We start from the raw sequence: 20940 nt of genomic DNA on the forward strand, positions 1-20940 counted from the left end.
GGGAGCATCCTGGTCGCCATGGACTACGAATACGCGCCGTTGCGGTTGCCGGCGAATGTCGACCGGATGACCGCTACGGCGCAGTTGGCGATCCAGGCCGAGTTCTCGGGCTGGGAGCTGGCCCGGGTGCGGCTGTACCGGGACGGGACGCGGCAGATCATGCTGCGTCGCCGGGTCCGGGAACAGCCGCAACCGGGCCTCTCGATCTAGATGATCTAGCGCTCCTCTTCGGGGAGCTCCAGGAACGGGTGCTCGTCGAGGCGGCCGAGAAGCCGGTCCTCCGGGCCGGGGGCGAACGGGCCGTCGCCGTCCTCCTCCTCGAACGCGTCGAGGTCCAGCGGGGCCGCGACCTCGGTCACGGTGACCAGGCCGTCGAGCGGCTCCAGCTCGGGGATGTCCAGCTCGCCGAGCGAGCCGTCGCCGCTCTGCAGCAGCTCCAGCACGGCCTCGCCGACCGAGGTGATCGGCTCGCCGAGCTCGGCGTCGTCGGTGTCCGGGCCGGCGGCGGCGCGGCGGGCGGACTCGGCGACCCGGATGAGCGCGGAGACGCTCGGCACCCGGTAGTCGCGGCGCTGACGGACGGCGATCGTGTTCGGGTACGCGTCGGACGGCGCCTCGTGGTCGTGCTCGTGGTCGTGCGCCGCCTCGTCCTCGTCGATCGGCTTCACGTCCCACGGCGTGACCTCGTTGAACGCGTCGAGCAGCAGCTCGTCGTACTCGAACGAGGCGTTGTTCAGCGCGACGTACGCCTTACCGACGTTGTCGTCCTCGACCGCGCCACCGCTGGCCCGGACGGCCGCGAGGTGGGCCCGCGCCGCCTCGAACACCCGCTCCAGCGCGGCGTCGAGGTCGGTCGATTGCACATCAGTCATGAAAATTTCCTCAGATCTCGGGGTGTAACTCAGCAACCGCGCAGGAACCGGTCCAGCACTCGCGTGCCGAACTCTAGACCCTCCACCGGAACGCGCTCGTCGATGCCGTGGAACAGCGCGGAGAAGTTCAGGTCGGCCGGGAGCTTCAGCGGTGCGAAGCCGAAACAGCGGATGCCGAGCCGGTTGAAGTGCTTGGCGTCGGTGCCCGCGGACAGCATGTACGGCACCGCCCGCGCGCCCGGGTCCTCCGCCTTCAGCGCGGCCGCCATCGCGTCCACGATCGCGCCGTCGAACGTGGTCTCCAGCGCCGGCTGCGGGTCCCGGGACTCGATCTCGATGTCCGGCCCGATCAGCTCGCGCAGCTGCGCGTAGAACAGCTCCTGCTGACCCGGCAGCGTCCGGCAGTCGATCGTCGCGGACGCCCGGCCCGGGATCACGTTGTCCTTGTAGCCCGCGGAGAGCCGGGTCGGGTTCGCGGTGTTCCGCACGGTCGCGCCGATGATGTTCGCGATCGGGCCGAGCTTCGCGATCGCCTCCTCCGGGTCGTCCAGGTCCAGCTCGACGCCGAGCAGCTCGGTGGTCTGCTCCAGGAACGTGCGCACCGTGGGAGTCACGGTCAACGGGAACTTGTGGTTGCCGATCCGGGCGACCGCCTCGGCCAGCGCGGTCACCGCGTTGTCGTCGTGCACCATCGAGCCGTGCCCGGGGCGGCCCTTGGCGTGCAGGCGCAGCCAGTCCATGCCCTTCTGCGCGGTCTCGATCAGGTAGAGGCGCAGGTCGTCGTTGACCGTGAACGAGTAGCCGCCGACCTCGCCGATCGCCTCGGTCACGCCCTCGAAGAGGTCGGCCCGGTCGTCGACCAGCGCCTTCGCGCCGTACGTGCCGCCGGCCTCCTCGTCCGCGGTGAAGGCGAGCACGATGTCGCGCGGCGGCACGTAGCCGTCGCGGTGCCACTGAGCCACCACGGCCAGCACCATCGCGTCGAAGTCCTTCATGTCGACCGCGCCACGGCCCCACAGGTAGCCGTCGCGGATCTCGCCGGCGAACGGATCCACGGTCCACTCGCTCGCGTCGGCCGGCACCACGTCCAGGTGGCCGTGCACGAGCAGGCCGCCGCGGCTGGAGTCGGCGCCCGGGATGCGCGCCACGAGCGAGGTGCGCCCCGGCAGCGTCTCGTGCATCACCGGCTCGATGCCGGCGGCGGCCAGCTTCTCCGCCACGTACTCCGCGGCCGCCCGTTCGCCCTTGCTGGTCTCCGGGTCACCCGTGTTGCTGGTGTCGATCCTCAGCAGGTCCCGGCAGATCCCGACAACCTCGGCCGCTTCGCTCATGCGCCTTTCTTACCATCCCTCCGGACCGGGACGGAGTTTGCCGGTTGACCGCGGCGGGAATCACGCGTCCGCATCCGTCGCCCCTTCGAGGAGGACCCGTGACACTCCCCCTTCCCCCGCTCCCCGACGTGCCCGGCGACGAGTCCTGGAAGCCGGCCGGCGAAGAGATCGTCACCGTGCTCACGGACGAGCACCGGCGCATCGCGGAGCTGTGCGCCCGGCTGACCGACCCGGCCACGCCCGGCGAGGAGCGCACCCGCGTCGCCGAGGTGGTGATCGCCACGCTGACCCGGCACCTCTCCGCCGAGGAGCAGTACCTCTACCCCGCGGTCGCCGGTGCGCTCGAGGACGGGCGCGCGCTGGCCGAGCAGGAGATCGCCGAGGACCGGGACATCCTGCTCACGCTGCGGACGCTCTCCTCCACCAAGCCGGCCGACCCGGAGTTCGACCGGCTCGCCGGCGAGATCTGCGGCAAGCTCGCCCGGCACACGGACGTCGCGGACAGCCGGCTGCTGCCCGAACTCGCGGACGTGGCCAGCGAGGCCGACCTGATCCGGCTCGGCAACCGCATCGAGGTCGCGGAGGAGGCCGCGCCGACCCGCCCGCACCCGGGCACTCCGGCCACGCCGCCGTGGAACAAGGTGGTGGACCCGGCGGTGGCGGTCGTCGACAAGGTCCTGGACGCGGTCACGGGCCGCCCGACGTACCCGAAAGACCTTTGAAATTCCCGTTCTTCCGCTTCCGGCGTGGCCGGGCCCGCATGTTCGGAGCGGGCGCCGGCCGGCCGTTGAGGCAGAGTGTTCACTCCGTTCGGGAGTGGGTGAACGGGGCGGCGGCAGAGCTCCCCGCAAGACCCGCGGTGGCCGCGAAAGGCCCGGGGGCACACGAATGTTTCAGGTATTGACTCGTTCGAATTGCATCTCGAAGAAAAGGCAGACGATCAACGGCGCCGCGGTAGGTTGTCGCGGCAACGGTCTTGCTCGATGGGAATGGCGACACCGCAAGTCCCCGATCGAGTGATCCCGACCCATATGGTGACCGCTCCGGCCGCTGAGTGGATCAGCAGGTGGGAGCGGGATTTCCCTTGTTCTGCAACCCGCGCCGCACGCGGGACGTACGGTACCGGCGGGTAAGTGCAGCACATCGCGCTGATGATCGGTTCAGCCGGACCCGACAGCGTTCGACTCGTATTTTCGGCCGGACTTCCCTGGCTGAAACTCTTTCGCTTACTCCCCCGCGCGTCCTACCGTCACGCTATGAACCTGGAGCTGCGGCATCTCAAGGTGGTCTGCACGATTGCGGAAACGGGGAGTGTCACAAAGGCGGCCTCGACCTTGGGGCTCGCCCAGCCCGCGCTGACGGCGCAACTGCAACGCATCGAACGCGCGCTCGGCGGCCCGCTGTTCGACCGGGACCGGCGCGGCGCCCGGCCGACCGCGCTCGGCGAGCTGGTGCTGGCCCGCGCGCGGGTGCTGCTGCCGGCGATGAAGGGCCTGCAGGACGAGGCGGCGCGGCTGGCCGGCAACGGCGGCGCGCTGACCCGATATCGAATCGGTTCGACGATGGGCCCGATCGTCGGCGGGCTGCTGCGCCGGCTCGCGGAGGACCAGCCGCAGGCGCAGATCACCACCTACTCCACGTGGCTGCGCGACGAGCTCTACGAGAAGCTGGCCGGCGGCCGGCTGGACTTCGCGATGCTCGGCATGTGCGGTGACTCGTCACCGTCCGCCGACTTCGGGCTGGCCTGGACCGCGGTCGCGGTGGACGGCGTGTGCGTGATGCTGCCGGAGAGCCACAAGGCGGCCGGCCAGGACGAGGTCGCGCTCGGCGATCTCGCGGACGACAACTGGGTGGCCGCGCCCGGCGACGGCTGCTTCGCGGACTGTTTCGCGGCCGCGTGCGCGCGGGCCGGGTTCACGCCGCGCCAGGTCTTCGAGATCGACGTGCGGGCCGCGATCGACATGGTCGAGGACGGCGCCGCGATCGGCATCTGCCAGCCCACCTTCCGCCCGCCGCCCGGCCTGGTGACGGTGCCGCTGGCCGGCACGCCGCTGCGCTGGCGGCACCTGGTCGGCTGGCACCCGGAGAGCGGCGCGGCCGGTTTCGCGCACCGGGTGGTCGAGCTGGCCACCGAGTCGTACCTCGACTCGATCGCCCGCAACACCCGCTACCTGGAGTGGGTCACCGGCAAGCCCCGCCTCGGCGTCCAGACCACCATCTCGGCCTTCACCGACGACCGCCGCCGGCCACCGCCGCACGACAAGCCCGGTGATCCAGACACAGGCCTGGAGATCCAGACGCCGGTCAAGTCGTTGGTACGACTGGAATGACACCTCGATCTCCGGCGTGACGACGGCGATGCGGCCGGACGGCGGGCTAGCCTGGGTGGCATGACGCTGCTGGTGGTGGACGGGGCGAACGTGGTCGGCTCGGTGCCGGACGGCTGGTGGAAGGACCGCGCCGGTGCCGCGGTGCGGCTGCGCGAGCGGTTGCGCCCGCTCGCCGCGGCCGGGCTGCCCGGCCTGCCGCCGCCGCTCGACGTGGTGCTGGTGGTCGAGGGCCGCGCGCAGGGCATCGGCGCCGCGCCCGAGGTTTCCGTCGTGGACGCGCCCGGCTCCGGCGACGACACCATCGTGGATCTCGTCCGGGACGCCGAGGACCCCGCGGTCGTGGTCGTCACCGCCGACCGTGGCCTGCGCGAACGCGTCACCGCACTGGGCGCGGACGTGCTCGGCCCGCGCTCGGTCCGATGAGGCCTCAAAGGTGAGATCCGGCGAGTGATTGCGGCATGAGCCAACTATTCACTGTCTTTCAAGTAGCACATCCCGACACGACTGGTTACGGTTGCCTACACGCAGAGTCGCGTAAGCCCAGTCCGGCGTTTCGGATAAATACCCTACGAGACCGCTTGGGGCGCTCCACGGTTGATCTCGGTCTCCGTTAGGATCTCCCCGCAGGGCGGGGAGAGGGGTTGTGGTGGCCAGTGTCGCTGAGGTTCGCGCCGCCATCGAGGCCGCGATCCAGCAGGTGACCGAGTCCCAGGTGGCGATCAGCGCGGCCAACGAGAAGCTCTCGGAGGCGCAGATGAGTCTGGCGACGGCATGGGACGGCTCCGGCCATCAGGCCACGCAAGCGGCGTACGCGTCGTTGCAGCAGGCCACGGTGGACCTGGAGAACTGCTACACCGCCACGCTGGCGGCCGTCGAACAAGCTCAGACCTACACCGCGACGCTGTAGACCCACGTCATGTCGCTGCTGGAAGAGCTGGGTGCGCGCATCCGCGCCACCAATGACGAGCTCCCGGTCGGGCTGGTCCTCGCCGCGCTCGAGCGCCTCCGGGTCGCCTCCGAGCTGCTGGTCTGGGTCCGCCAGGCGTCCTCACAGCCGATGGGCGTGCCGCAGCTGGCCAACGCCACCGAGCACGCCGAGCACGCCGCGTTCGCGCTGCGCAACGCGCAGGACGCGATCGCCGAGTACCTCGCCGCGATCGGCCTGAGCCACGACGCCACCCGCGGCGCGGACGGCAGCTGGCGGGACGCGGTCGCGTTCGAGGAGCGCGACCGTCCCCAGGAGACGCCGCAGACCCCGGACTCCGCACCGCTCGGCCGCTGGTGGAAGGCGCGCGTCACGGTCCTCACCGGCGGCGAGGCGGGCGAGGACGAGTCGGCCGGCGCGGCCGGCGGCCCCGGAAGGGCGAAGCCCGGCGAGCGGGACAAGCATGACCGGGACGCGGCCACGGACAGCGCTGACCTGCTGCGCCGCGTCGCCGCCTCGGTCGGCGGGGACAGCCCCGGCCGCATGCGCCGCGAGCTGGGCGAGGTCGAGCCGCCGGTCGGGCTGGGCCTGGCCGCGCTCTCCCCCGCGCTGCTGCACCGGCTGACCGCCGACCTGCTCGGTCACGAGCCCAGACCGGAAGACCTCCCGCGGGTACGCAAGGAGGCCGAACAGCTGCGCGAACTGCTCCCCGGCCTGCCCGCCACCACCATCGACGTGCTCGCCGAGCGGGTCTGCCGCGTCCCGCCGGAGCAGCGCAAGTCCCGGGAGAACGACGGCGGCGACGAGAACGAGGAGCGCACCGAGGACGGGCGCCGTCGCAACGAGGCCGAGCGCGCGCACCCGGCGGACGCGGCCGTGGCCGGCGCGGTGCTCACCGGCGTGCTGCTCAAGCGCCTCGGCCGGGACCCCGGCTCGCTGAACGCGGCCGCACCGGAGACGGTGCCGACCTACCGGGACCCGGACGCCGATGGCTGACTCCCGGGCCACCGTCGCCGGCCAGATCCGCCGGACGCTGTCCTACGCGCTCGGCCGGGCCCGCGGCGACCTGGCCGACGCGGAACGCGAGCTGGACTCCGCGCTGTCCCGGCTGGACCGGCTCGGCGCGGTCGCGGACGAGGTGCCGGTCCGGGCCGCCCGGCAGCGCGACACCCGGCTGGCCGAGATCGACGAGTTGTACGCGGCGAAGCTCGCGGCGCTGACCCGGGCCGCGGCGGAGGCCGGTGACCGGGAGGCGCCGGGCGCGGCCGGGGACGGCTGGGACGAGTGGAAGCCGACGCCGGCCGAACGCGGGCACGTGGCGCCGGAGCTGCGGATCGGAGCGGTCCGGATCGCGCGCACCGTACCCGTACCCGCGCTGGTTCCGCTTCTCGATCGTGCGCATGTGCACCTGTCGGCGCTGCCCGCGGCGGAGGACGCCGCCACCGCACGGCAGATAGCGGCCGGCGACGCCGATGCCGCGCACGCCCCGGAGTACGCCGAGACCGGCGACCGGGTGGTCACCACGCTGCTGCTGCGCGCGCTCGGCAGTGCGCCGCCGGGGCAGGTGCACCTCACCGGGTACGACCCGGAGCAGCTCGGCGGCGGCCTGGCCGGCTTCGCGCCGCTGGCGAACGCGGGCCTGCTCACGTTCGTCGGCCCGGGCGGCCTGTCCGCGCTGCTGGACGGCCTGGTCGACCACATCCGCCGGATCAACGAGAAGGTCCTCGCGGGCGCGCACACGTCGCTGCGCGAGCTGGCCGAGACGGAGGGCCGGCGCCCGGAGCCGTGGCGGATCGCGGTGCTGCTCGGCGCGGGCCGCAAGGACGAGCTGACCCCACACGAGCAGGCGCAGCTGGAACGCATCGCGCGCACCGGCGTGGCCTGCGGCGTGCACCTGATCGTGCGCGGCCTGCCGATGCCGTCCGGGCCGTCCGTGGAACGCGTCCGCACCGGCGCGAACGGCCGGGTGCGCGCGAGCGGGCTCGGCGGCCTGCCCGTGGTGCTCGACCCGCCGCCCCCGCCGCGCCTGGTCACCGAGACGTCCGCGGCGCTGGCCCGGCGCGCGGCCGAGGGCCCGGCCCCGGTGCGCTTCGGCGACCTGCTGCCGGCCGGCCGCTGGCGGGAGTCGTCCGCGGAGGGCCTGGTCGCGCCGGTCGGCGAGGACGCACAGGGCCGCCCGGTGCCGGTGACGCTGGCCGACTATCCGCCGCACGCGCTGATCGCCGGCCCGTCCGGCACCGGCAAGACCAACCTGATCTACGCCTGGATGGGCGCGCTCGCCGCCCGCTACTCCCCGTCCGAGCTGGAGTTCTACCTGCTCGACTTCAAGGAGGGCGTGTCCTTCGCGCGGTTCGCGCCGGGCCGCCGGGATCCGAGCTGGCTGCCGCACGTGCGCCTGGTCGGCGTGAACGTCAACACCGACCGCGAGTTCGGGCTGGCGCTGCTGCGGTTCCTCGGCGAGGAGCTGCGCCGGCGCGCGGACGCGGCCAAGGCGTTCGACGCGACCAAGCTGCCGGAGCTGCGCGCGGAGGACCCGGCCGGGCACTGGCCGCGGATCGTCGCCGTGATCGACGAGTTCCAGGTGCTGCTCAACGGCCGGGACGCGGTGGTCACCGAGTCGGTCAACCTGCTCGACGACCTGGCCCGGCGTGGCCGCTCGCAGGGCATCCACCTGATTCTGGCCAGTCAGGACGTGTCCGGCATCGAGGCGCTGTGGGGCCGGCCGTCGCTGGTCGCCCAGTTCTCGCTGCGGATCGCACTTCCCAAGGCACGCAAGGTGCTGCCCGAGCAGAACACGGCCGCGGACACGCTGCCCCGGCACCACGCGATCGTGAACCCGGACTCCGGCGCACCGGAGGCGAACCAGATCCTGCGCGTGCCGCCGGCCGGCGACCGGGAGGCGTGGGGGACGCTGCAACGCGAGCTGTGGACGTCCCGGCCGGAGGGGTCGCTGCCGCCGCGGCTCTTCGACGGCGACGCGATCCCCCGGCTGGAGACGGCACCGGACTTCCTGTCGCTGGCCCCGGGCGCGGACCCGGCCGGGCGCCGCTGGACCGCGGGCGTGCCGGTCGCGCTGCTCGGCGAGGCGATCGACGTGCAGGCCCGGTCCGCGCGGCTGGTGCTCAACCGCGCGCCGGGCCGGAACCTGGCCGTGCTCGGCACGCGCGCGGACGAGGCATGCGCGGTGCTCAACGCGGCCGCACGTTCCCTGGCCGCGCAATATCCGGACGGTGGCGCGCGGTTCTCCGTCGCGGTGCTGGACGCGTCCGCCGCGCTCGCCGTGGACGCGCTGCACGGCATCCTGCCGCCGGACCGGACCACGGTCTACCACGCGGACAACGTGACCGCGCTGCTGCGCGCGACCGCGGCCGGGCTGGAGGACGACGGCGACGAACCGCACTTCCTGCTGCTCTACGCGGTGGACGCGGTCACGCCCCGGCTGGCCCGCTCCGGGCCGGCCCCGGCGCAACGGCGCGGCATCATCCCGCCGGTCGGCGCGCGCGCCGGTGCTTCGACCCCGGCCGCCGGTCCCTCTGCTGTCGAGGTCCCGAGCGGCCTCGACGACCTGCGCCGGATCCTGACCGCCGGGCCGGAGCACCACACACACGTGCTCGGCTGGTGGCGGCAGCCCGGCCGGCTCCGCGACGACCTGGGCGGGATCGGCTCCCGTACCGACGCGATCGGGTCCTGGCTGGCGCTGGACGTGCACGGCAGCGAGCTGTCCCAGTTCTACCCGGACGGGCGCGGCCCGGCGTGGTACCCGAGGCCGTGGCGCGGGCTGTTCTTCGACCGGGCGGTGCACCGCGTCGCCGAGGCGATCATTCCGTACGGGTGGACCTGATGCCTTCCTACCGCGAGCTGATCCGCAGCCTGGCCGGCATCGACGCGGAGGTCGACGGGCACCGGGCCGAGGCCCGCGACTGGTACGAGCGGACCGTGGCGAACGCGGAGGCGAAGTACCGCGAGGCCGAGCAGCGCGCCGCCGCGGCCGACGCCCGGCTGCGCGACGCGAACCGGCACGCGGACGACATCGACATGCGCGTGTACGACGCCTGGGGCGAGACCACGTCCCGGTTCGGCCGGATCGGCGCCGGGCCCTCGGCCGTGCTGCCGCCGGAGGGCGACACCCGCGGCGCCGAGGAGTGGCTGATGGACGCGCACGCGCAGCTGTCCCGCTCCGGCCGCCGCCCGGGCCTGCCGGAACAGACCCGTAACATCCTGGCCGCGCTGGGCGTGCTCGGCGGCGTGCTGGCCGGGCTGGCCGGCTTCGGCGTGCGCGCGGCCGGCGACTCGGTCGGCGGCGACCTCGCGGTGGTGCTGCCGGTGCTGGCGCTGCTGCTCACGCTCGCGCTCGGCCCGATCATCGCGCTGCTGGCCGCGAAGCTCTACGCGGACCGGCGCGGCGCGGTGCTGGAGTCCGGCGCGGTCTCCGTGCTGATCGTGTCGTCCCTGATCACGGCCGGTCTCGCGATCGTGGTACAGAACGTCTGACGACCCGCCCCGCGGTGCGCCAGTCGTCAGTCAGGTCGTTCCGGCGACGCCGATCTCCGGGTGCGGCGCCGGGCGTACCGTGGCATTCATGGGATTCGCGGAGGCGCTGGCCGCGGGCCGGCTGGTGCTGGACGGCGGGCTGGCCACGCAGCTGGAGGCGGGCGGCGCGGACCTGTCCGGCGAGCTGTGGTCGGCTCGGCTGCTGCGCGACGACCCGGCCGCGATCGTCGCCGCGCACGCCGCCTACCTGGAGGCCGGCGCGCAGGTGCTGACCACCGCGAGCTACCAGGCCACGCTTCCCGGCTTCGCGCGCGCCGGGATTCCCGCGCCCGAGGCCGCGGAGCTGCTGCGACGCAGCGTCACGCTGGCCCGGGAGGCCGCGCGCGGTGAGGCCCGGGAGGCCGCGCGCGGTGAGGCGTGGGTGGCCGCGTCCGCCGGCCCGTACGGCGCGATGCTGGCCGACGGGTCCGAGTATCGCGGGAACTACGGGCTGAGCGTGCGCGAGCTGGCCGCGTTCCACCGCCCCCGGCTGGAGATCCTCGCCGAGGCCGGCCCGGACGTGCTCGCGCTGGAGACCGTCCCGGACACCCGCGAGGCCGAGGCGCTGCTGACCGCCCTGGACGGCGTGGGCGTACCCGCGTGGCTGTCCTTCACGATCGACGGCTCCCGCACCCGCGCCGGCCAGCCGCTCGAGGACGCGTTCGCACTGACCAGAGGCGTCGACGCGATCGTCGCGGTCGGCGTGAACTGCTGCACCCCGGCCGACGCGGCCGCGGCCGTCCCGATGGCCCGGGAGGCGAGCGGCGGGAAACCCGTGGTGGTCTACCCGAACAGCGGCGAGACCTGGGACGCGGCGGCGCGGGCGTGGACCGGCCCGGCCGGCGCCGTGCGCGTGCCGGACGGGGCCGCGCTGGTCGGCGGCTGCTGCCGCGTCGGCCCGGCCGCCATCGCGGCCATCGCGCGCGCGATCGGCGCGGAGCCGCGGTAGCCGGAACGGGGTCGGCCGAACAGTGGGCATCCCGGGCGTGACAGCGGCCAATACGCTGCGTGGGTGGCCACCTCACGCCGCCTGCCCGTCGATGCGCTGCCGCACGGGTCCGGGCTGACCCTGCACAGCGTGCGGGACCTGCAGTACCGGGAGTGGTCCCGGCTCGGCTGGTCCTGTGACGGGCGGTTGCTGTCCGCGATCGGGCAGGACCTCGGCCTGTGCCTGTGGCTGGTGCCGGGCGCGCTCGGGCCGGAGTCGCACGTGGCGGAGCGGCCGGTGGCGCGGCAGACGCTGCTGCGGGCCTACCGGTGGTCGCCGGTGGCGAACCGGGAGATGGCCGTGGTCAGCTCCGGCCGGGTGACCATGCTGGACGTGCAGACGAACCGGGAGCGGTGGGACCAGAGCCTGCCGGACCGGGGCACGCACCACGCGGTGACGATCTCGCCGGACGGGCGCCAGGTCGCGGCCACGGCCGGGCACTCGGTGACCATGGTGGACAGCGCGACCGGCCGGGCTCGCTCGTCGTTCCGCGTCTCGCCGCACACCGAGGGGCTGTCCTGGTCACCGCGCGGCCGGGCGCTGGCCAGCCGGCACCGCGAGGGGCCGGGCGCGGTGCTGCTGCATCCGGCCGGCACGCCGGAGCAGGTGACCACGCTGCACGCGGGGCCGGCCGACGAGATGATCTGGATGCCGAACGGCGTCGAGGTGTGCCTGGCCCTGGACGCCACGATCGGCCTGGCGAACAGCCACACCGGCACCATGTTGTCCTGGGCCGAGGGGCACACCGCGCCGGTGATCGGGCTGGCCGTGTCCGCGGACGGCAGCCTGCTCGCGTCCGAGTCGGAGGACGGCGAGCTGCGGCTGTGGCGTACCGACACGCTGGAGTGCCTGGCCGTGGTGGATCTGGCCGGCGGCGGCGAGGAGTCGGCCGGCGGGCTGGCGTTCCACCCGGAGCGGCCACTGCTGGCGGTCCGCAGCCACCGCAACCGGCGGCTGGACCTGCTCGACCTGGACACCGAGCGGCTCTACGACGCGCCCCGGCAGGACTCGTCGCGCTACCGCAATGCGAAGGTCGTGCTGCTCGGCGACACCGGTGTCGGCAAGTCCGGGCTCGGGCTGGTGCTGTCCGGGCAGCCGTACCGGGCGACCGACTCCACGCACGGGCGCCAGGTGTGGCGGTTCAGCGAGGAGACCGCGACGCAGCCGGACGGCGGCACCGAGACCCGCGAGGTGCTGCTCTGGGACCTGGCCGGGCAGCCCGGCTACCGCCTGGTGCACCAGCTGCACCTGGCGGAGGCCGCGGTCGCGCTGATCGTGTTCGACGCGCGCAGCGAGGTGGACCCGTTCTCCGGCGTCCGCTACTGGGCGCGGGCGCTGCGGCACGGCCGCCGGCCGGTGCACACGCTGCTGGTCTCCGCGCGCGAGGACCGCGGCGGCCCGCAGGTCAGCCGCGGCCGGATCAACGAGCTGGTCGACGAGCTGAGACTGGACGGGTACGCGGAGACCAGCGCGCGGGAACTGCGCGGCGTCGCGGACCTGACCGGCGTGATCGCGGCCGCCATCGACTGGTCCGCGCAGCCCCAGTCGATCTCCACCCGGCTGTTCGAGACGATCAAACGGTTCCTGCGCGACGAGAAGGCGGACGGGCACGCGCTGTCCCGGGCCGACGACCTGTTCCGGCTGTTCCAGGCCCGGCACCGGGAGCTTGCCGGCGAGCCGGAGCTGCGCGCCGGGTTCGACACGTGCGCGGGCCTGCTGGAGAGCCGCGACCTGATCCGCCGGTTCACCTTCGGCGGGTACGTGCTGCTGCGCCCGGAACTACTCGACGGCTACGCGTCCGCGCTGATCAACGCGGCCCGCGCGCAGCCGGACGGGCTCGGTTACCTCGCCGAGGAGGAGGCGCTGGCCGGCCGTTTCCCGATCCCGGAGGAGACCCGGCTGGCCGAGCCGGGCGAGGAGCGGCTGCTGCTGATCGCCATGGTGGAGGAGCTGCTGCAGCACGACCTGGCGCTGCGCGAGCCGAACGACGGCGGTGTGGACCTGGTCTTCCCGTCGCAGCTGACCCGGGACCGGCCGGACGCGCCCTACCTGGGCCCGGCGGACGTGGAGTTCCTGTTCGAGGGCGCGCTGCAGAACGTCTACGCCACGCTCGCGGTCCGGCTGTCGCACGCGGCCATGTTCGTCGAGCACGAGCTGTGGCGCGGCGCGGCCGTCTACGTGACCCGGGCGCAGGGCCGGTGCGGGTTCCGGCTGACCGAGCCGGACGAGGGCGTGGGCCGGCTGGAGGTGTGTTACGCGCCCGGCACGGCCGAGGAGACCCGGCTGATCTTCGAGGACTACGTGGCCGACCACCTGGCCAAACGCGCGCTGCCGGACACCGTGGTCCGCCGCCGCGTCTTCACCTGCCCGCGCCCGGAGTGCGGCTACCAGCTGGACGAGGAACTGGCCCGCCGCCGCCTGGCCCGGGGCGACGCCGCGATGGAGTGCCCGGCCTGCTCGGCGGGCGAGATCTCGCTGCGCGAGCGGGATCGTGCGGTGCCGGCGGTGGCGGACGAGGTCTCCGCGATGAACGCGAGCGCGGACCTGCGCCGGCGCCGGGAGACCGCGACCGCGACGGTCCGCGGCAAACGCGCGGTCGGCGACTTCGACGTGTACCTGGCATACCAGGCGGTCGATCGCGGCACCGTGGAGCGCCTGCGCCAGCAGCTGCTGGACGAGGGCCTGCTGCCGTGGATGCACGGCGAGGAGAACGACGCCGGCCCGGCCGAGCGCGCCCGGATCGGCGTCGTGGTCATGGTGCTCGGCGCGAACGGCGGCCCGTGGGACGACGAGTCGCAGCTGGCGATGGTGAACGAGTTCATCGCGCGCCGGGTGCGCTTCATCCCGGTGGTGCTGCCCACCAAGGCCGAGGACCCGGAACTCCCGCCGTTCCTGCGCGACGTGCCGGTGGTCGACTTCCGCGTCGCCGAGCCGGACCCGGTGCGCCGCCTGATCTGGTGGATCACCCGCGAGCACCGGCGCGGCGACTGAGCTGCCCCCTGGTGATCCAGGCGTCATTCATGTCGTCAGAACGACATGAATGACGCCTGGATCACGGCGGCGGGGTCAGCGGGAGCGGAGCTGTTCCCGGAGCCAGCGGAAGCTGGCCTTCGGGGTGCGGGTGCCGGTCGGGTAGTCGATGTGGACCAGGCCGAACCGGGGGCCGTAGCCGCGCGCCCACTCGAAGTTGTCGATCAGCGACCAGTAGAAGTAGCCGCGCACGTCGACGCCCGCGTCCAACGCCTCGCGCACCGCGGCCAGGTGCCCGGCGACGAAGTCGATGCGCTCCGGGTCCGGGACCGGGCCGGGTGCCAGCTCGGCGCGGCCGTTCTCGGTGACGTAGACCGGCGGCAGCTTCGGGAAGCGGCCGGCCAGGCCGGTGAGCGTGGAGCGCAGGCCCTCCGGCTCGATCGGCCAGCCGAGGTCGGTGACCGGCACGCCCTCCGGCTTGAACGTGCGCACCCCGATGTCGTACGCGCTGCGCCGCGCCGGGTCCGGCTCGGCGAACGGCGCGTCCGTGACGTGGATGCGGTAGTAGTAGTTGACGCCGAGGAAGTCCAGCGGCGCGGAGATGATGTCCAGGTCGCCGGCGCGGCGGAACCCGAAGTCGGTCACGCCGTCGTAGAGCGCGGTCAGCCCGGCCGGGTATTCACCGGCCAGCACCGGGTCGGTGAACTGGCGGTTGACCAGCAGGTCCTGCCGGTCGGCCGCGGCCCGGTCGGCCTCGCTGCCACTGGCCGGGACGGCCGGCGACAGGTTGAGCGTGATGCCGACGCGCGCGTCCGGGCGGCGCTCGCGCAGCACCCGGGTGGCCAGGCCGTGGCCGAGCAGCAGGTGGTGCACGGCCGCGAGCGCGCCGTGGCCCTCGCGCGTGCCGGGCGCGTGGCGACCCTCCGCGTACCCGGTGATGCTCGTGCAGTATGGCTCGTTGAGCGTGATCCAGTCCTGGACCCGGTCGCCGAGCGCGTCCGCGATCACGCCGGTGTACTCCGCGAATCGCTCCGCGGTGTCCCGCGACCGCCAGCCGCCCAGATCTTCCAGCGCCTGCGGCAGGTCCCAGTGGTAGAGCGTGACGAACGGGCGGAGACCGCGCTCGCCCAGCCGGTCGGTGAGCCGGCGGTAGAAGTCGAGCCCGGCCTGGTTGACCTTCCCGCTGCCGGTGGGCAGGACCCGGGACCAGGAGATCGAGAAACGGTACGCGTCCGCGCCCAGCTCGCCGAGCAGGTCCACGTCCTCGGCCCAGCGGTGGTAGTGGTCGCAGGCCACGTCGCCGCTGCTGCCGTCCGCGATGGCGCCGGGCACGCGGGTGAACGTGTCCCAGATCGACGGCCCGCGCCCGTCCTCCGCGGCACCGCCCTCGATCTGGTACGCCGCCGTCGCCGTGCCCCAGACGAAGCCGGCCGGCATGTCCGGCAGCCTCGGCTTCTCACGCTCATCTATCCCGATCAGACTCATGGCACGATGGTACGCTGCCTGAAACCGGTTACATAGCCCCGTGTGGTGAGGTGGCGTCATGGCGACGATCCGCGAACTGGCCCGGCACTGCGGCGTCTCCGTGGCCACGGTGTCCCGCGTGTTCAACACGCCCGAGGTGGTCAGCCGCGAGACCCGGCAGCGCGTCGAGGCCGCGGCCACGGAGATCGGCTATCTGCCGAACGAGTCCGCGCGCACGCTCGCCACCAAGAAGTCGAACATGATCGGCCTGGTCTGGGACACCGACCACCGGCGCAGCGGCTGGCGGCACCCGTTCCTCCAGGAGATCCTGGTCGCGCTGAAGACCGCGCTCTCCGCGCACGGGCTGCACCTGCTGCTGCTGGCCACCGGCGCGGACGAGCCGGACCGCCATCTCCGGGCGGTCCGGCGGCACAACCTGGACGGCGTGGTCATGATCGACAACGGCAGCCGGGACCCGGCCGTGCTCGCGCTGGCCGACGCGGGCATCCCGTGCGTGGCGCTGGACCTGCCGCTGACCGGGCCGTGCTGCACCTTCGTCACGTCCGACAACGCGGGCGGCGCCCGGCAGGCCGTCGACCACCTGGTGAGAAGCGGCCACCACCGGATCGCCACGATAGCCGGGCCGGCCCGCACCGGCCCGGGCACCGACCGGCTGGCCGGCTTCCGCGCCGGGCTGGCCGCACACGACCTCCCGCTACCGCCGGAGTACGTCGTGGAGGGCGACTTCTACCTGGACAGTGGCCGGGCCGCGATGCGCGCGCTGCTGCTGCTCGACACGCCGCCCACCGCGGTCTTCGCGGCCGGTGACGAGATGGCGATCGGCGCGCTCCAGACCGCCACCGAGGCCGGCCTGCGCGTCCCCGCCGACATCGCGATCGTCGGCTTCGACGACATCGAGCTGGCCGCGCTCATCCCGCCCGGCCTCACCACGATCGCCCAGGACCGCACCGGCTTCGGCACCGCCGCCGCCGAGGCCCTGATCGCCATGATCCAGGCCGGCTCCGACGCTCCACCACCGGTCCCGATAGTGCTCCCGACCAGCCTCGCCCGCCGCGGCACGGCCTGAGCGAGGGTTTCATAACTGGAGTTATGATAGGTCGAGTTATGAGAGGGCGGGGCCGGCCGGACGTCGCACCAGGTCGACCTGGTGGCGTTCGGCCTGGACGACGACGACCGGCAGCCGCTCCTCGCGATCGGCGAGATCAAGTGGGGCGAGCGGATGGGCCTCGCGCACCTCGACCGGCTGCACCGGATCCGCGCGCTGCTGACGGCACAGAACCGGTTCGGTGCGGACCGCGCCCGGCTCGCGTGCTTCAGCGGCGCCGGCTTCGACGACGATCTGATCGAGGCCGCCCGCCAGAACGAGAACATCGTCCTGATCACCGCCGCCGACCTCTACCGACCCTGACCGGCCCACCCGCGTACCACGAGGAAGGTCACCCGCGGGCGGCCGCGGCTCTCGACACGACCCCGTGATCGAGGCGTCCCCCAGGTGGCCAGGACGACATGGGAACGCCCTGATCATGGGCCCGAGACCGGCTTTCGATCTGCCGGACCACCGAAAAACCGGAAGGAAGGCCGCCCGCGGCCGACCGGTGCCCGCGGGAGCATGCGGGCCGCACCACGCCGGAAGTGGGAAATCGGCTTTGAAATGGTCCTCCCCTAGGGAGGAAGTCAGGGCTGCGGCACAGGTAATCATCAGGTTCGGTTGGCACGATTTGACGCATGATGATCCGGCCGATCTCCCCGGCGAAGCTGGTGGAGGAGCTCGCTGACCGCCTCGCGGCGGATGCGCCCGGCACCCGCCTGCGCGTCGCCGTGGACGGGGCGGCGTCGGCCGGGCCGGGTGAACTGGCAGCGGCGCTGGTCGATCCGCTGCGGGTGCGGGGGCGTGCGGCCCTGCACGTGCCCGCGGACGGGTTCCTGCGGCCCGCGTCGCTGCGGTTCGAGTTCGGCCGGCACAACCCGGACGCGTTCTACGAGAGCTGGCTGGACGAGACCGGGCTGATGCGCGAGGTGCTGGAGCCGGCCGACCCCGGGCGGGTGCTGCCGTCGCTCTGGGACCCGCACACCGACCGGGCCACTCGTGCGCCCTATCAGACCCTGCCGGAGGACGGGATCGTGCTGGTCAGCGGCGCGTTCCTGCTCGGCGGCACGCTGGCGTTCGACGTGGCCGTGCATCTGACCCAATCCGCCGCGGCACTCGCGCGGAGGACCCCCGACGGTGAGCTGTGGACGGTCCCGGCCTTCGCTCGTTATGACGACGAGGTCGCGCCCGCCACGTTCGCCGACGTCGTTGTCCGAATGGACGATCCCCGGCACCCCGCGCTGGTCGAAAATGCGTGATCTTTCCCCGGGGGATCCGGTTTGGAGGACGATTACGCGGGGTACCTGGCCGACCTCACGACAGCGACGGCATGCGGGCTCCTCGTGCGGGGGACGAAGGCCGAGGCGACACACCGACGGCGTAACACAAGGCAAGAGGGGGGACCATGCTCGTTGACAGCGTCATGACCGGTGGCACCAAGACCGCGCGGCCGGAGCACGAGACCGACCAGATCCGGCAGAGCCTGCAGGACCGGTTCGAGGAACTCCACGCGGAGTACGACCGGGCGCTCGCGGACAGCCAGGCGCTGCGTCTCGCGGAGATCGACGACGCGGCCGGCGACGACAGCGCGGACAGCGGCACCAAGGTCGCCGAGCGGGAGGCCGCGGCGCTGCTGCTGCAGACCGTGCTGGAGCGCCGCGACCAGTTCGCCCGCGCGCTCGAGTCGCTGGACGCCGGTACGTACGGGTACTGCGAGTCGTGCAGCAAGCCGATCGCGGTGGAGCGGCTGGCGATCTTCCCGTCCGCCACCACCTGCGTCGCCTGCAAGAGCAACCGCGAGCGTCGCTCGATCTGAATCCGCAGTGCCGAAAGGCCCCGGGCGATCGCCCGGGGCCTTAAAAGTGTGCGGATCAGGCCGGCACGCGCGGCGCACTGCACGCGGCGACGATCTCGCCCAGCACCCGCTCCGCCTCGTCGTGCGGCACCTGGCAGGTCCCGGCCGCGAGGTGACCGCCGCCGCCGTACCGCAGGCAGATCTCGCCGACGTCCACCGGTGAGCTGCGGTCCACGATCGACTTGCCGACCGCGAAGACCGTGTTCAGCTTCTGCCGGCCCCAGATCACGTGCACGGAGACCCGCGCCTCCGGGTAGAGCGCGTAGACCATGAACCGGTTGCCCGCGTGGATGATCTCCTCGTCCCGCAGGTCGACGATGACCACGTCGCCGCGGAGCGTGGTGACCCGCTTCAGCTGCGCCACGAACAGCTCGGACTGGTCCCGGTAGAGCTGCACCCGCTCGGCCACGTCCGGCAGCGCCAGGATCTGCTCCACCTCCTGGTGGTGCAGGCACGCGTCGATCAGCTGCATCATCAGCTGGTAGTTCGAGATCCGGAAGTTCTGGAACCGGCCGAGCCCGGTACGGCTGTCCATCAGGTAGTTCAGCAACGTCCAGCCGGTCGGCCGGAGGATCTCCTCCACGCTGTACGCGGCCGAGTCCGCCTTGTCGACCGCGTCCATCAGATCGAACGACAGGTCCGGGAACTGCGCCACGCCGCCGTAGTAGTCGTAGACCACGCGCGCGGCCGACGGCGCGCTCGCGTCGATCACGTGGTTGTCCGGCTTGCCCTCGACCCGCAGCGTCTCGGAGTGGTGGTGGTCGAAGACCAGCTGCGCCTGCGGTGCGTACGGCAGGTTCGTCAGGATGTCCGTCGGCCGGATGCCCACGACGCCGTCCTGCACGTCCTTGGGGTGCACGAAGAGCACATCGTCGATCATGTCGAGCCGGCGCAGCAACACCGCGCAGACCAGGCCGTCGAAGTCGCTCCTGGTCACCAGCCGATGCTTCACGTGGGTCCCCTCCGGGCCGCTCGCGGTATCCACCGTACGTCCCATCGGCCCACTCAGGCGCGGCCTGAGCCTTTCGGCACCTTTCTGCCGGCCCGCGCCGCGGCCCGGGCCGCCGTCATCGCGTCGCCGACCGCGGCACCACCCTGGTCGTTGTTGAGGAAGAGATAGGCGTCCTCGTCACCGAACGTCTCGGTCAGCCGTCGCACCCAGGACGCCAGCGCGTCCCGCCCGTAGTGCGGCCACGGCGCCGCCCGCCCCTCGTGCAACCGCAGATAGCCGAAGTCCGCGGTCCGCCAGCGCGGCGTCAGCGGCCGGCTCCGCCGATCCGCCCAGCACAGCGCCGCGTGCCGCCGCTCCAGCAGCCGCCGCGTCGCCGGCGTCCACCAGCTCGGATGCCGCGGCTCCACCGCCACCCGCACACCGCGCGGGAAGCGCCGCAGCGTCCCGTCCAGCGCGTCGTGGTCGGCCCGCAGCGTCGGCGGCAGTTGCAGCAGCACCGGCCCGAGCTTCTCGCCGAGCGCCTCCGCCCGCTCCATGAACCGCGCCACCGGCTCGGCCGGCTCGCGCAGCCGCTTCACGTGCGTCAGATACCGGCTCATCTTCACCGCCACCCGGAAATCCCGCGGGGTGCGAGCCCGCCAGTCCGCGAACGTCTCCCGCTCCGGCAGCCGGTAGAACGCGCCGTTCGCCTCCACCGCCCCGAACCGCTCCGCGTAGTGCTCCAGCCACAGCCGCTGCGGCAGCCGCATCGGATAGAACCGGCCCCGCCAGTCCTTGTACTGCCACCCGGACGTACCGACAACGATCACCTTCGGCAATTACCCGCAAACCATGATTTTCCCACTTCCGGCGCGGTGCGGCCCGCATGCTCCCGCGGGCCACGGTCGGCCGCGGAAGCGACGCGTTCACTCCGTTCCCGGGTGGGTGGCCGGGGCGGTCATGCGTCCTCCTCCGCGGCCGGATCGCTCCCCGGCGGTCCAGGTCCTCGGACCACCTGCGGTGATGCGGATGGGCCCAGGCCAGCACGCCCGGCAGCGGATCCACCGCGAGCCGGTGGACCCGCCGCCGCCCGGCAACCGCGGCCGAGACCGCGCTCGCCTCGCGCAGCACCCACGGGTGCATGGAGACCAGCGGCGCGCCGGCCACGGCGGACGGGCTCGTCAGAGGCCGGCGACGCCGGTGGTGATCAGGACGAGGCCGACGGTCAGGAGGCTGAGGGTGAGGACGGCGGCGCCGGTCCAGAGCAGGGCGATCAGCGGGCCGGGGCGTCGCGGGTCGTGGCCGAGCACGCTGAGGAAGAAGCCGGCCGGGATGAGGATCGCCGCGGCGAGCACGCCGATGTAGGCGTGGGACCACGGGCCGGTCACGTCGCCGGCGGTGAGCAGCAGCGCGCAGACCAGGCCGAGCGTGACCAGCACGCCGGCGTGCGCGTGGCCGGCCCGGAAGAACGACTTCTGCAGGTCGTTGGCGGGGTGGCCGCCGGTGACGACGCGCAGGACGAACGTGCCGCCGAACGCGATCGTGACGACGGTGAGGACGGTGGCGCCGGTGATGATCAACGTGATCGGGTGCATGACGAGTGAGCCCCTTCGGATAGCTTGGCTATCCGATTATG

Annotated in this window: 20 protein-coding genes; 14 read left to right on the forward strand and 6 right to left on the reverse strand. The window is 73.1% G+C overall.

The annotated features are described in order from the left end of the window. Positions 1-18 precede the first annotated feature (18 nt). The gene (locus tag J2S43_RS21090) at positions 19-210 is read left to right on the forward strand and encodes a DUF5703 family protein (RefSeq protein WP_306831773.1); all 192 of its coding nucleotides are present in this window, start codon (positions 19-21) and stop codon (positions 208-210) included. Between the two features lie 5 nt (positions 211-215). Here J2S43_RS21090 and J2S43_RS21095 read toward each other — a convergent pair whose 3' ends face one another. Further along, positions 216-872 (reverse strand): hypothetical protein, encoded by a 657-nt coding sequence (locus J2S43_RS21095; protein WP_306831775.1) that lies wholly within the window; start codon positions 870-872, stop codon positions 216-218. Positions 873-901: 29 nt separating this feature from the next. Beyond that, on the reverse strand, positions 902-2203 hold the full coding sequence (locus J2S43_RS21100; protein ID WP_306831777.1) for a M20/M25/M40 family metallo-hydrolase: 1302 nt from the start codon (positions 2201-2203) through the stop codon (positions 902-904). Positions 2204-2301: 98 nt separating this feature from the next. Between J2S43_RS21100 and J2S43_RS21105 the strand changes: the two genes are divergently transcribed. The 9 genes from J2S43_RS21105 to J2S43_RS21145 all read left to right on the forward strand — a co-directional run bounded on the left by J2S43_RS21105 (position 2302) and on the right by J2S43_RS21145 (position 13967). Further along, positions 2302-2925, forward strand: a complete 624-nt coding sequence (locus J2S43_RS21105) for a hemerythrin domain-containing protein (RefSeq protein ID WP_306831778.1) — start codon at positions 2302-2304, stop codon at positions 2923-2925. Positions 2926-3459: 534 nt separating this feature from the next. Then, positions 3460-4533 (forward strand): LysR family transcriptional regulator, encoded by a 1074-nt coding sequence (locus tag J2S43_RS21110; RefSeq protein ID WP_306831780.1) that lies wholly within the window; start codon positions 3460-3462, stop codon positions 4531-4533. Between the two features lie 51 nt (positions 4534-4584). Next, a complete protein-coding gene (locus tag J2S43_RS21115; RefSeq protein ID WP_306839364.1) occupies positions 4585-4956 on the forward strand; it encodes a PIN domain-containing protein in 372 nt (123 codons plus the stop codon). 223 nt (positions 4957-5179) lie between these two features. Next, entirely contained in the window at positions 5180-5440 is a 261-nt protein-coding gene (locus J2S43_RS21120) for a hypothetical protein (protein WP_306831782.1), read from the forward strand. Positions 5441-5449: 9 nt separating this feature from the next. Further along, positions 5450-6454, forward strand: a complete 1005-nt coding sequence (locus J2S43_RS21125; protein ID WP_306831784.1) for a hypothetical protein — start codon at positions 5450-5452, stop codon at positions 6452-6454. Continuing rightward, entirely contained in the window at positions 6447-9299 is a 2853-nt protein-coding gene (locus tag J2S43_RS21130) for an FtsK/SpoIIIE domain-containing protein (protein ID WP_306831785.1), read from the forward strand. The genes J2S43_RS21125 and J2S43_RS21130 overlap by 8 nt, the downstream gene beginning before the upstream one ends. Continuing rightward, on the forward strand, positions 9299-9949 hold the full coding sequence (locus J2S43_RS21135) for a hypothetical protein (RefSeq protein WP_306831788.1): 651 nt from the start codon (positions 9299-9301) through the stop codon (positions 9947-9949). Before J2S43_RS21130 ends, J2S43_RS21135 begins: the two co-directional genes overlap by 1 nt. Before the next feature lie 88 nt (positions 9950-10037). After that, positions 10038-10937: a homocysteine S-methyltransferase gene (gene mmuM, locus J2S43_RS21140; RefSeq protein ID WP_306831789.1), complete on the forward strand. Its 900-nt coding sequence runs from the start codon at positions 10038-10040 to the stop codon at positions 10935-10937. Between the two features lie 63 nt (positions 10938-11000). Then, a complete protein-coding gene (locus tag J2S43_RS21145) occupies positions 11001-13967 on the forward strand; it encodes a TIR domain-containing protein (RefSeq protein WP_306831791.1) in 2967 nt (988 codons plus the stop codon). A gap of 75 nt (positions 13968-14042) precedes the next feature. Here J2S43_RS21145 and J2S43_RS21150 read toward each other — a convergent pair whose 3' ends face one another. Further along, positions 14043-15431: a GH1 family beta-glucosidase gene (locus J2S43_RS21150; protein ID WP_306831793.1), complete on the reverse strand. Its 1389-nt coding sequence runs from the start codon at positions 15429-15431 to the stop codon at positions 14043-14045. A 58-nt stretch (positions 15432-15489) separates the two neighbouring features. Between J2S43_RS21150 and J2S43_RS21155 the strand changes: the two genes are divergently transcribed. From J2S43_RS21155 to J2S43_RS21170, 4 genes are all read left to right on the forward strand, one after another. Further along, positions 15490-16497, forward strand: coding sequence for a LacI family DNA-binding transcriptional regulator (locus J2S43_RS21155; RefSeq protein ID WP_306831795.1), 1008 nt, complete (start codon positions 15490-15492; stop codon positions 16495-16497). A gap of 81 nt (positions 16498-16578) precedes the next feature. Next, a complete protein-coding gene (locus J2S43_RS21160) occupies positions 16579-16839 on the forward strand; it encodes a hypothetical protein (RefSeq protein WP_306831797.1) in 261 nt (86 codons plus the stop codon). 317 nt (positions 16840-17156) lie between these two features. Beyond that, positions 17157-17777, forward strand: coding sequence for a nucleoside/nucleotide kinase family protein (locus J2S43_RS21165; protein WP_306831799.1), 621 nt, complete (start codon positions 17157-17159; stop codon positions 17775-17777). Positions 17778-17923: 146 nt separating this feature from the next. Further along, positions 17924-18334 (forward strand): TraR/DksA family transcriptional regulator, encoded by a 411-nt coding sequence (locus J2S43_RS21170; RefSeq protein ID WP_306831801.1) that lies wholly within the window; start codon positions 17924-17926, stop codon positions 18332-18334. Positions 18335-18389: 55 nt separating this feature from the next. Here the strand turns inward: J2S43_RS21170 and J2S43_RS21175 are convergent, their stop codons facing one another. From J2S43_RS21175 to J2S43_RS21185, 3 genes are all read right to left on the reverse strand, one after another. After that, positions 18390-19325, reverse strand: coding sequence for a DHH family phosphoesterase (locus tag J2S43_RS21175; protein WP_306831803.1), 936 nt, complete (start codon positions 19323-19325; stop codon positions 18390-18392). Positions 19326-19378: 53 nt separating this feature from the next. Further along, the gene (locus J2S43_RS21180; protein ID WP_306831805.1) at positions 19379-20134 is read right to left on the reverse strand and encodes a DUF72 domain-containing protein; all 756 of its coding nucleotides are present in this window, start codon (positions 20132-20134) and stop codon (positions 19379-19381) included. 351 nt (positions 20135-20485) lie between these two features. Continuing rightward, positions 20486-20899: a hypothetical protein gene (locus tag J2S43_RS21185; RefSeq protein ID WP_306831806.1), complete on the reverse strand. Its 414-nt coding sequence runs from the start codon at positions 20897-20899 to the stop codon at positions 20486-20488. Positions 20900-20940: the final 41 nt, after the last annotated feature.

Source organism: Catenuloplanes nepalensis, from assembly GCF_030811575.1.
GTDB classification, from domain to species: Bacteria; Actinomycetota; Actinomycetes; order Mycobacteriales; family Micromonosporaceae; genus Catenuloplanes; species Catenuloplanes nepalensis.

Bases quoted from the DNA above. Each gene is read 5' to 3' on its own strand.
- J2S43_RS21155 (WP_306831795.1), top strand. From the start codon at position 15,490: ATGGCGACGATCCGCGAACTGGCCCGGCACTGCGGCGTCTCCGTGGCC.
- mmuM (WP_306831789.1), top strand. From the start codon at position 10,038: ATGGGATTCGCGGAGGCGCTGGCCGCGGGCCGGCTGGTGCTGGACGGC.
- J2S43_RS21100 (WP_306831777.1), bottom strand. From the start codon at position 2,203: ATGAGCGAAGCGGCCGAGGTTGTCGGGATCTGCCGGGACCTGCTGAGG.
- J2S43_RS21110 (WP_306831780.1), top strand. From the start codon at position 3,460: ATGAACCTGGAGCTGCGGCATCTCAAGGTGGTCTGCACGATTGCGGAA.
- J2S43_RS21095 (WP_306831775.1), bottom strand. From the start codon at position 872: ATGACTGATGTGCAATCGACCGACCTCGACGCCGCGCTGGAGCGGGTG.
- J2S43_RS21125 (WP_306831784.1), top strand. From the start codon at position 5,450: ATGTCGCTGCTGGAAGAGCTGGGTGCGCGCATCCGCGCCACCAATGAC.
- J2S43_RS21185 (WP_306831806.1), bottom strand. From the start codon at position 20,899: ATGCACCCGATCACGTTGATCATCACCGGCGCCACCGTCCTCACCGTC.
- J2S43_RS21130 (WP_306831785.1), top strand. From the start codon at position 6,447: ATGGCTGACTCCCGGGCCACCGTCGCCGGCCAGATCCGCCGGACGCTG.
- J2S43_RS21150 (WP_306831793.1), bottom strand. From the start codon at position 15,431: ATGAGTCTGATCGGGATAGATGAGCGTGAGAAGCCGAGGCTGCCGGAC.
- J2S43_RS21170 (WP_306831801.1), top strand. From the start codon at position 17,924: ATGCTCGTTGACAGCGTCATGACCGGTGGCACCAAGACCGCGCGGCCG.
- J2S43_RS21090 (WP_306831773.1), top strand. From the start codon at position 19: ATGGACTACGAATACGCGCCGTTGCGGTTGCCGGCGAATGTCGACCGG.
- J2S43_RS21135 (WP_306831788.1), top strand. From the start codon at position 9,299: ATGCCTTCCTACCGCGAGCTGATCCGCAGCCTGGCCGGCATCGACGCG.
- J2S43_RS21165 (WP_306831799.1), top strand. From the start codon at position 17,157: ATGATGATCCGGCCGATCTCCCCGGCGAAGCTGGTGGAGGAGCTCGCT.